Raw genomic sequence first — 11,097 nt, 5'->3', positions numbered from 1 at the left:
TTGATCGTTAATATTTTGATTTACCATCCCGGATTTTGGATAAGAATGTTATTGCTCTTATTGATCTCTGTGCGAGGGATTGGATAACGATGCATATGGTCTAAGAAAACCTTCTGAAATGTATTTGGCAGCAATACTTTGTTGTAAGTGAAAGTTCCATTGGCATTTTTAAGGATATTCATGCCGTAAACGGGCTGGGCAACGATTTCGGGTCCGGCTTTCCAGCGCATGATATCATACCAGCGGTGATCTTCGAAGGCCAACTCTACAGCCCTTTCATTGCGGATACGCGCACGCATCTGCTCTTGGGTTAGGCCTGCAGGCAAATCGGGCATATCAACTCTTTCGGCAACCGGCACCGAAGCCACACCTCTACCTCTGCTTCTGATTTGGTTGATGGCGGCATAAACACTCGCATCAGGTCCTACAGCCTCATTTTGTGCTTCGGCGTAGTTCAATAATACTTCGGCATACCTGAAATAAATAAAGTTGAGCAAGGCTGTACCCGCCACGTTTCTGATATAAGGCTCTGGCCAGTACTTGCGGCAATAATACCTCGTAGCCGTATAAATCGGGTTGGTTGCATTCCAGTCTCTGCTGTAGGTAATTACTTTTTGTCCGCTGGCATTGGTGGTTTCGGTATACCACATCTCCAGTTTTCGGCCTTGCCAAGTTTGGTCGTTGTACAACACGTTAAAACCTAATCGCGGATCACGGTTGGCATAAGGTGCCTGTGGATTATAGCCAGAAGTTGGATCGCTAATGGCCTTGCCGTTTTTCATTTCGTACAAATCAACATGGTTTTGGGTTGGGTTCATCGAACCTGAAATAGAGCCAGAGCCCGGCGATTGCGAAAAATCAACGATCTTGTTTTCAGAATTGGCTCTAGGACCTCTGATTTTCATCATGATATATTCTGGAGATTCAGCCACGTTCAAAATATCGCTGTAGGTGTTTTGCAAGGAATATTTGTTCATATCCATTACGGCCTTTGCGGCTGCAGCGGCTGCAGCCCACTTGCTCAAATCGTTGCTTTCGTTGTTCAGTTTGCTGGCGGCATACAATAAAGCCCTTGCCCTTAATGCCTTGGCGGCGCCCAAAGTAGCGCGACCGTAGTTGGCATTGTCATAATCTTCTGGCAATTGTTGCTCGGCCTTGTCTAAATCGGCCAAAACAAAATTGAGGCATTGCTGATAGGTGTTTCTGGGAATGTCCAAATTCTCGTTCACATCATAAGCCCGTTCAATTAAAGGCACGCCACCAAACCTCTTCATCAACTCGAAGTACAGGAAGGCCCTAATAAAATGCATTTCACCTTCTATCCTGATTGGCGATTGTACGCTTGTCCATGGCACATTAGGCAATTTGGTGAGCATTACATTGGTTACCCTGATGCCGGCATAAGCCCTCGACCAGATATCACGGATATCGTTAATGGCGGCAACGCGATCTGAATGGTCATGGAACAAACCTTGGTTAAGGTACCTGATCGAGCTGTTAGACGTACCTGAAACGGCCTCGTCTGATGCTTGCGAGCTTGCGCCCCTGTGCGTATCGAAGCGCACATAATCATCTACCAAATAAGTGTAGGCTTTGTCTGCAAATTGTGCCGAAAGAACAGGATCGGCAAATACCGCTTCTTCTGATAAAGCCACACCCGGCGTACGCTCTAAAAAGTCTTTTTTACAGGCCGAAAGGAATGAAGCTGCAATCAAGACCAATACGGTTAATGTATATTTTAATGGTTTCATATCTGTATAGCTTATAGTGTAAGGTTTAAACCGAAATTGTAAACCTTGGATGATGGGTAAAGCGACTGCTTGCTGAAATTGGTTACCGATGTATTGACATTCTCTGGATCGTAATACATTTTAAACTTGGTCCAGGTGTAAAGGTTCTGGCCATTTACGAAGAACCTCAACGCATTTAGCCTGAGTGCTTTTACCCAACGATCTGGCACCGTCCATGAGAGTTCCGCATTACGGATTTTAAGGTAGGCCGCGTTTTGCAAGGTAAAGTCATTTAAGCTGTAGTTTGGAGAAGTTACGCCCCTAGAGTGCAAAGCGGGCCAAGTTGCGGTAGCTGCAGTAGCTGGCGTCCATCTATCCAACATGAACTCGTACATCTGCGAACCGTTGTTGTTTTCGGCCAAGATCAAATCTGAGCTCACATTGGCTACGCCTTGGAACAATACCGAAAGCGCAAAGCCTTTCCAAGCTATGCGAGGAGAAAAACTATAGGTATATTCTGGATTTCTCGAATAGCCGATGGCTGTTCTGTCGTCGTTGTTGATCACGCCATCGCCATTGATGTCTACAAACTTCAAATCGCCGGGTACAACGGCACCTAATTGGTTAACCGGCCAGGCATTGATATCGGCCTGCGAGCTATAAAAGCCTGCGGTTTTGAAACCAAAAAACTGCCCTACTCTATTGCCTTGCTGTTTTTGATAGGCCGGCGCATACAAAGGCTCGTCTCTGTTCACGATTTTGTTTCTGGTAAAGCTCAATTGGGCATTCATTCCGAAAACTACTTCGCCCATCTTTTTCTCGTAGTCTAATTCAATTTCATAGCCCTTGTTGTAAACCTCGCCAATATTTAAGCGCGGATAGGTTAATCCGAAAGTGGCAAAACCCGATCCCCTTTGCGTTAAGATGTCTTTTCTGGTTTCGTCAAAAATGTCGACATTAAACTTCAAGGCGCTGTTAAAAAGCCTACTTTCAAAACCAATGTTTCTCTTGATGCCTGTTTCCCAGGTTACAAATGGATTTCCAGGCAAACCGTTCAACACATCAACCGTGCTATAGTTAACCAAAGAGGTTGGCAAGCCAAACTGGATGCCTCCGCTGGTTACCGCATAATCGGTCAGGTAAAGGAAACGTGAATCAAGCTGATCGTTACCTACTTTACCGTAACTACCTCTTAATTTTAAGTAATTGATAATTTTGCTGTCTTTCAAGAAGTTTTCGCGGTGGATGTTCCATCCGGCAGAAACCGCAGGAAAGAAACCATAGCGCAGGCCTGGTGCAAAGTTTTCAGACCCGTTGTAGGCAGAGGTAAACTCGGCGTAATATTTTTCATCGTAATTATAGCCAAACCTGTTAACCAAACCTTGTGCAGCTCTTGGTGGCGATGTCCTGGCTGTTCCTCCTTCTACATTCACCAAACGCCTGGTAAACAAGGCCAAAGCAGTAAGGTTATGCTTATTAAAGCTGCGCTGATAGTTGAAACCAGATTGCAGTTCCGACACGATATTACCGCCGCTAAACGAGCTTAAAGCACCCAAGGGTTCATCGCGTGGCTTATCGGCTTCTAAGGTAACTACGCCGGTTCTCCTGTCGTATTTGTAGGCTGCCCAATTGGCATTACGTTCGGTATTGCTGGTAAAATAAGAATCGTAGGCAAAAGTTGTTTTAAACGAAAGGCCTTTGGTGAGCCAATCCATTTTGTAGTTGAGGGTAAACGTACTTTCTATGGTGTTGTTATCGTCGTTACGGGTACCATAGCGCGAAATTACGGCCAATGGATTCCAAACGTTGGTACCTACCGAAGAGTTCTGTGCTATCCGGCCATCAGGCAAAGTTACCGGAAAGGCAAAATTGGGTGTTTGTAATGCCCTCGAGATCATCCCCTCAAAGTTATTGTAAGGAAAACCGTCAGACCTTAAACCCGATGGCGTATAGATCCTTTCAAGCCTTCCTCCTAATCTTACCCCTACGGTGAGGTCTTTGCTCAGGTTAATGTCTAAATTCGACCTGAAATTGTAACGGTTAAAATTAGGCGTGGTGTTAATGCCAAATGGCGAGTAGAATTCTTTAAAGATCCCATCCTGATATAAATAACCTGCCGAAACATAGTATTTAATCACTTTGGTACCACCACTCACATTGATGTTATGCTGGGTTTGGCCGTAAGAGTCCTTGGTCAAGTAATCCAACCAGTTTACATCAGGGTAACCCAAAGGATCGGAACCGTCTTTAAACTTCTGCAGTTCGTCTGCCGCCCAAGTCTCGGCCAAGCCATCGTTTCGGTTGGCTTCGTTAATCAGAAAGGCATTATCGTACGAATGGAGCGTTTTTGGCAAGCCCGTAAAGCTCTGCAGGCTGTAATTGCCACTGTAACTTACTCTTGGCTTTCCTTCTTTTCCACTTTTGGTCGTCACTACAATTACACCATTTGCTCCCCTGATCCCATATACGGCGGTAGAAGCGGCATCTTTTAAAATACTGATGTTTTCGATTTCGTTTGGATCGATGTTACCGAACTCGGGACGCTCTACTCCATCAACAATAATAATAGCACCACTGCTGTTATAGGTAGAAATACCACGAATATTGATGTTGGCAGCATCGCGACCAGGCTGTCCGCCTTGTTGTACGGCGGTTAAACCCGTTACCTTACCCACCAAGCTATTGGTTACGTTTGAAGTAGGCGATTTTAAAATTTCCTTGCTGTCTAACGTAACTACGGCACTGGTAATATCCGAGCGCTTTTGGGTACCATACCCTACTACTACCACCTCTTCCAAGTCTGTTTTGGCCTCTGATAAAATTACGTTTTGGGTATTTCCGACTACCGTAATTTCTTGCTGGGTAAAACCGATATAGGCGAAAACCAATGTTACAGGTCCGGCTGGCACATTTATGCTGTACTTGCCATCGCCATTGGTTACCACTACCGTTTGGCTTTCTTTTATTTTCACAGATACACCTGGGATAGGCAGCCCTTGGCTCTTATCAACAACGGTACCTGTAATGGTTCTGTTTTGGGCGTAGGTGCTCAATGCAAAAAAACAACAGGCTAAGGTTAACAAAACCGTATGGCCCATATGCCTTGCCTTGTGCGGGGCAATTTGCAGACACCTACTCTTCAATTTGTAAAATAGTTTCATTCAATTTGGATTAAATATTTGGTTACAGTTTATTCTAAGACAAAGCCAAACACCTTACAATAGCTTATGGCTATCATTTACAATTAAAGCAAATGGTGTTGGAGTTGTTGGAAACAATATTTCCAGATGGGTTGCGCTAAGCGTTGGACAAATGGCTTCGGATAGCCAATAGAGATTCTTCCCTTTTTCATGACGTTTAATATTTGGTTTGAACAAATATGTGCAGCGCGTTTTGAAAATGGGGGGCAAATTCTTCCTTAAATAGGGGTAAAATTGTACTAAACTGCGTTAAAACCTGAATGAAGCTTGTAATATTTTAAGGTTGCAAGTTGAAATGTTCCATTAGTATTGGCTTTTTTAGCAAAGCAAAGATGGTATTCTATTTGAACATTAGCTCCCGCTTTCTGCTTTACTCCGCCTCATGCTTCGGCTCCGTGTTCGCACCAATCGGGTTTAAAATACCTAGGTCAGTGCATTATTAAAGCCAGCAACTGGCGGAGCAGAACCGCTTCGGGCTCGGCTGTGCAAAACACAGCGCTATTATTATTTAACACCCCGGTCTGCGACCACCCTTCTAAAAGAGGGGAATTATATTTGTCGCTAGCACCACGAGCCGGGTTTTTACGATTAAGGCTTAGCGCTTGCATGCGCAGCAATATATTCCGACGGCGAACAATTGTAGAGCTTTTTAAACTCTTTGCTAAAATATTTCCGGTCGCTAAAACCTACAGAAAAGGCAATTTCGGCAATGCTCAGTTGATTGCTTTCTAAGAGCATCGCTGCCTTTTTGAGGCGGATGGATTTGATGAGGTCGGCAACCGAAAGACTGGTTAAGGCTTGTACCTTTTTGTACAAAACTGTTTTGCTCATCCCTACTTCCTGCACAATTTTGGAAACATCAAATTCAGGATCGTCAAGGTGGTTTTCTATAATGCCCATCAACCTGCTGATGAACTTTTCATCTGGCGATACGATTTCCAATGGTTGCGGGTTGAGCAATACATCGCGCATCATTTTCTGGCGGCCAGCTTCTTTGGTGGCCAAAATGTTCTTGATGTTAAGCGCCAGCACCTGAATGCTAAATGGCTTGGTGATATAGGCATCGGCGCCTTTTTCTAAACCGTTAATCTGATGGATGTAAGCCGCCCTGGCCGTAAGCAACACTACCGGAATATGGTTGATCCTTTCGTCGCTCTTTACACGCCTGCATAGCTCTAAGCCATCCATTTCGGGCATCATCACATCACTAATGATCAGATCGGGCATATTTTCAAGCGTTGAAGCCAAACCATCTGCCCCATTCGCCGCCTGCAGGATTTTATATTGGTCGTGAAACGATTCCTTGATAAAACTGCGCAGTTCTTGATTGTCTTCAATTACCAAAATGGTATATTTCACCTCTTGAACAACTGGTGTTTCGGCAGTCAAAATGGTATTGGCCTGCGACTGCAAATAATAATGTACCGGATTGTCGCTGTTCATGTATTCGGGCAGCAATAGGCTTTCGTCTAAATGAGCCGAACCCAATGGCAATGAAACGGTAAAGGTGGTTAGGCTATTTTTAGGGCCATCGGTATGGCTTACTACTTCAATTGTGCCTTTATGCAACTCTACAATACCTTTTGAAAGCGCCAAGCCTATGCCATAACCATTATTGGATGCTTCGGCATTGTACACCTGAAAAAACTTATTGAACAGCTTATCGATGTTTTTAGGAGAAATGCCCTTGCCGTTATCGGTAATTTCGATACTTACCGAATTCGCTTGGGCTTTAATCACGAAGCTGATCTTCCCTCCTTCTGGCGTAAATTTAAAGGCATTTGACAAGAGGTTGAACAACACTTTTTCAAAATGGTCTTTGTCAAAATAGACCATGATTTCGCTTTCTGCACATACGAATTCGTAAGTAATGCGTTTGTCTTCGGCCAGGTTTTGGAATGACAGGTAAATCTCTTCGGCAAACTTAACCAGGTTGCAACAAGAAAAGGCCAGTTTCATGTGTCCACTTTCGGCTTTTCTAAAATCCATCAGCTCTGTAACCAGGCGCATCAGCCTATTGGCATTGTGCTGTACCTGGAGCAATTGTTTATAGAATGCGGTATGTGCGCCAGAATTGAGCACCATTTTCTCCAGCGGACCTAAGATCAGCGTTAATGGCGTACGGATCTCGTGCGAAATATTGGTAAAGAAATCGATTTTCATTTGGTGCAATTCTTCCTGACGCTCGTTTTGCACCTGTTCCAAGTAAAGCTCGCGTTTTAAATTGGACCTGTTTTTCAGGAAACTGTAAATGATCCGGCCGATTACAAATAAGATGGCCGCATAAATTAAAATCGCCCACCAGGTTTGCCACCAAGGCGGTAAAACTTCAATCTTGATCGTTCTTTCGAAACTGCTCCAAAGGCCATCGTTATTGGCTGCCTTCACCTTAAACACATAATTGCCCGGTGCCAGGTTGGCAAAGTTAACCACGCGTTGCTTGCCAATCTGCTGCCACTCATCGCCTGCCGGCAAGCCCTCGAGCTTATAGGCATATTGGTTATTCTCGGAATTGATAAAATTAAGCGCCGAAAATTCGATGCTCAGGTTGCTTTGGTCATTAGGCACCGTAATTGACGAAGCTTGGGTAATGGATTGGTTCAAAGGCGAATCTTTTGGACTAACAGCTACTTCTTTATTGTTGACTAAGAGATTGGTTAAAGCAACATTTGGCAAATAGTTGTTCTTGATAATTCTTTCTGGGTAAAAAATAGAAACGCCGTTAATACCTCCGAATACAATTTCGCCTGTTTTTAATTTAAGACCGGCCTGCGTAGAGAACTGGCTGCTGATTAATCCATCGTTTGAGGTATAACTCGTAATCACCACGTTCTCTTTGGTAAAAGGAAGGGATTGTTTTTTGAAGACAAGTTTATAGAGCCCTAAATCGGTACTGATCCAAATGTTTTTCAAGTCATCTTCCAAAATGGCATGGATCACATCGTCTCCCAGCCCCAAGTCTTTACTAATGGCATAAAAACGATTGCTCTTTTGGTCGAAATAGTTCAGCCCCCCTCCTTCTGTACCAATCCACAGCTGTTTTTTCGAATCGATAAAGAGTGTGGTGATGTTGCTGTTGCTGATCTGGTATTTTTTGCTGTTTTTGATTTTCCGGTAGAGCTTGGTCATCTTGCCCAGCTTCGTGTCATAGTAATTGAGGCCATTCTGTGTGCCCACCCAAACATTGTGCTGTTCATCTTCCAATAAAGCGGTTACGAAATTATCACTAATGGCTTGCCCACCATGTGTGCCTACGCTGGTATCTTTTCTGAGCAGTATGGGCGATTGGCCATCTTGCAGCACATACCTCAAGCCACCGCCATTGGTACCGATCCATGCGCCATTGTTGTAAGGCAGGATGGATAAAATCAGGTTTTCGCTCAGCTTGCCATCCCTAACCGGAAACTCGTAATACTTAAATTGCTTGCTGGTTTTATTAAAAAGGCTGAGCCCATCCAAAGAGCCGATCCATAAATTGCCCTTTTTATCATCGGCCATAGATTTGACGCCATTGCTGGGCCGGGCATTGTTTTTTGCCCCGATGGGATAATACAAACTGGTTTTGGCTTTGCGGTCGATATGGTTTAATCCACCGCCCGAGGTACCCACCCAAAGTGAACCGTCGTTATCTTCTACCACTCCATTAACGAGGATATGGTTCAAACCGAGTTTATCGCCAATTCGTTCTCCAATATTCTGAAAATTTGAATTGCCGGCATAATAGAAATTGATTACGCCTGAAAAAGTGCCGATCCAAACGCAATTCGTCTTGTCTTTCATCAGCGACCAAATGGCATCATCGTTCAAGCTGTTTTCGTTGAGCGGATCGTGCCTGTAATTGGTAAATTTATTCGTTTGCAGATTGAGAGTGCTTAAACCGTTTCTGGTGGCAAACCAAATGCTGTTTTGGTCGTAAACCAAAATATCCTTGATCCAATCTGATGAAATACTATTCGGATTGCCAGATGAAAGGTAGCTTTGAACGGTATTTTCCTTCGGGTTGTATTTAAACACGCCCGAAACCTCTGTTCCAAACCAAAGGTTGCCATCAAAGTCTTGCTTAATGGCTAAAATCCTCGATTTAGGCATTTCATTCAGCACTCCAAATACCGTTGGCAAAGGAACTGTCCTGCCGGTTTTGGGATCAAATTTCTTCAGCCCTGCCTTGGTACCTACCCAAATTTGGTTGGCACGATCAACAAAGAGCGAAAAGATGGCACTGTTCCTGAAATCGGGATCATTTTGATCAACAGCCAAGTCTTCGAGCTTTAAGGTCTTGCGGTTGAGCTTCTTCAGTCCGCCAAAAGTGCCTATCCATAGGTTCTTTTGCTGGTCTTGCACGATCGACGAGATGTAGTTTCGGCCTCCCTTGATCTCGCGGACATCTATTGCCGTAAAATTATCATCGTCGCTGTTGTATAGGTTTACGCCATTGGCCGTACCTATCCATAGATTCTTGTCAATATCCTTAAACAGGATATTTACCCTATTGTTGCTGAGGCTTTTGGGCTGTTTTTGGTCGAAAATATAAGTTTTAAACTTATAGCCATCATATCGAGTCAGACCCTTCAGGTTGCCAAACCAAATAAAACCATTGTCATCTTGCAAAAAGCTGGAAATTGGGCTCTGCACCAGGCCTTCCTTATAAGAGAAATGCTTGAATTTGATAGGCACTGATTGGGCATTCGCCATAACAAATGCCATAGCCCATAAAAGAGCCAAAGAAAATATGTGCCTGAAAGCCCTCAAAAATTTAGTGTTGAAACACTAAATATATCTATTCTTTTCAATAATCAAAAAAACAGGCCCTTTCAAACGATGCTGAAAGGGCCTGTAAAAGGTAAAGTTGTATTTTCTGAGCTAGGTTAGCATTTATCTAATTTAACACCCCGGTCTGCGACCACCCCTCCAAGGGAGGGGAATGGCGAATTCAATTCCCCTCCCTTGGAGGGGTGCCTAAAAGGCGGGGTGGTAAAATCTAAATATTATTTGTATTGATAACCTTTGCTTCTCAACAAAGCTTCTAAATAATAGTAATCTGCATAGTTGATGGGCACATCGATCTCGCTTTTTGCCGGCAAGTGGCCAGTGCTGTGCTCCAAAATAAATCCGTAGTTTTTGCCAATTGGCGAACGATAGCTATTGGTAAGGCTTGCCAAGATTTTATCTGCCAAGTCTTTATAATGAGCAGCTTTGCTGTAATTAGCCAATTCGTAAAAAGCCGAAGCGGTAATGGCAGCGGCCGATGCATCTCTTGGTGCATTTGGAATATTTGGCGCATTGTAGTCCCAGTAAGGAACCAAGTCTTTATTTTGGGTCGGATTGTTTAGGATAAACTTGGCAATGGCCTCAGCCTGTTTCAAATAAACTGGGTTTTTGGTATAGCGATAGCACAAAGTATAGCCATACAAGCCCCAAGCCTGGCCCCTTGCCCATGCCGATTCGTTGCTGTAACCTTGTGCAGTAAGCTTGTTGCGCACGTTACCAGTTAAAGTATCGTAATCAATCACATGCCAAGAGCTAAAATCAGGTCTGTAATGGTTCTTTAAGGTAGTGTTGGCATGTGAAACAGCAATTTTATAGAATGACGAATCACCAGTAAACTTCGTAGCCTCGAATAACAGCTCTAAATTCATCATGTTGTCGATAATTACAGGATACTTCCATTTGTCACCATTATGGTCCCACGATTTGATGACACCAGCTTTGGCATTGAATCGAGTGGAAAGCGATTTGGCAGCTTGTATAATGACATCGCGGTAAGCCGGATCGCCAGTTAAGCGGTAACCATTGCCAAACGGACAGTACACCATAAAGCCCAAGTCGTGCGTGCCTTTGTTAAATTGTTCTTTTTTAATGTCTTCTGTATATTTTTTAGCCAGTTCAAGCCATTTTTTGTCTTTGGTATATTGATAGAAATACCACAGTTCAGCTGGAAAAAAGCCACTGGTCCAATCTCTCGATCCTACCATTTTGAATTGTCCGTTTTCTACCGTTCTTGGAGAAACCTGGGCTGGTTTTATTTTTCTGGCCGAATCTACGTTCTTGATCAGTACATCTGTTTGCTTGGCTGCGTCTGCAAAAGCTTTAGACACGTTAACTTTCTGTGCCTGTACTACTCCACAAACCGGGATCAACAGGGCGAATAGACTAGTTTTTAACTTCAT

Annotated in this window: 4 protein-coding genes; all 4 read right to left on the bottom strand. The window is 43.8% G+C overall.

The features are described 5' to 3' along the window. Positions 1-20 precede the first annotated feature (20 nt). A complete protein-coding gene (locus AC570H_RS05210; protein ID WP_497352411.1) occupies positions 21-1,751 on the bottom strand; it encodes a RagB/SusD family nutrient uptake outer membrane protein in 1,731 nt (576 codons plus the stop codon). Between the two features lie 11 nt (positions 1,752-1,762). Next, entirely contained in the window at positions 1,763-4,891 is a 3,129-nt protein-coding gene (locus AC570H_RS05205; protein WP_497352409.1) for a SusC/RagA family TonB-linked outer membrane protein, read from the bottom strand. A 627-nt stretch (positions 4,892-5,518) separates the two neighbouring features. Then, on the bottom strand, positions 5,519-9,634 hold the full coding sequence (locus tag AC570H_RS05200; RefSeq protein WP_497352407.1) for a hybrid sensor histidine kinase/response regulator transcription factor: 4,116 nt from the start codon (positions 9,632-9,634) through the stop codon (positions 5,519-5,521). 281 nt (positions 9,635-9,915) lie between these two features. Further along, entirely contained in the window at positions 9,916-11,097 is a 1,182-nt protein-coding gene (locus tag AC570H_RS05195) for a glycoside hydrolase family 88 protein (RefSeq protein ID WP_497352405.1), read from the bottom strand.

The organism is Pedobacter sp. B4419 (assembly GCF_059693725.1).
Note: the sequence above shows the minus strand (reverse complement) of the source record. Positions and strands in the feature narration are given on the sequence as shown.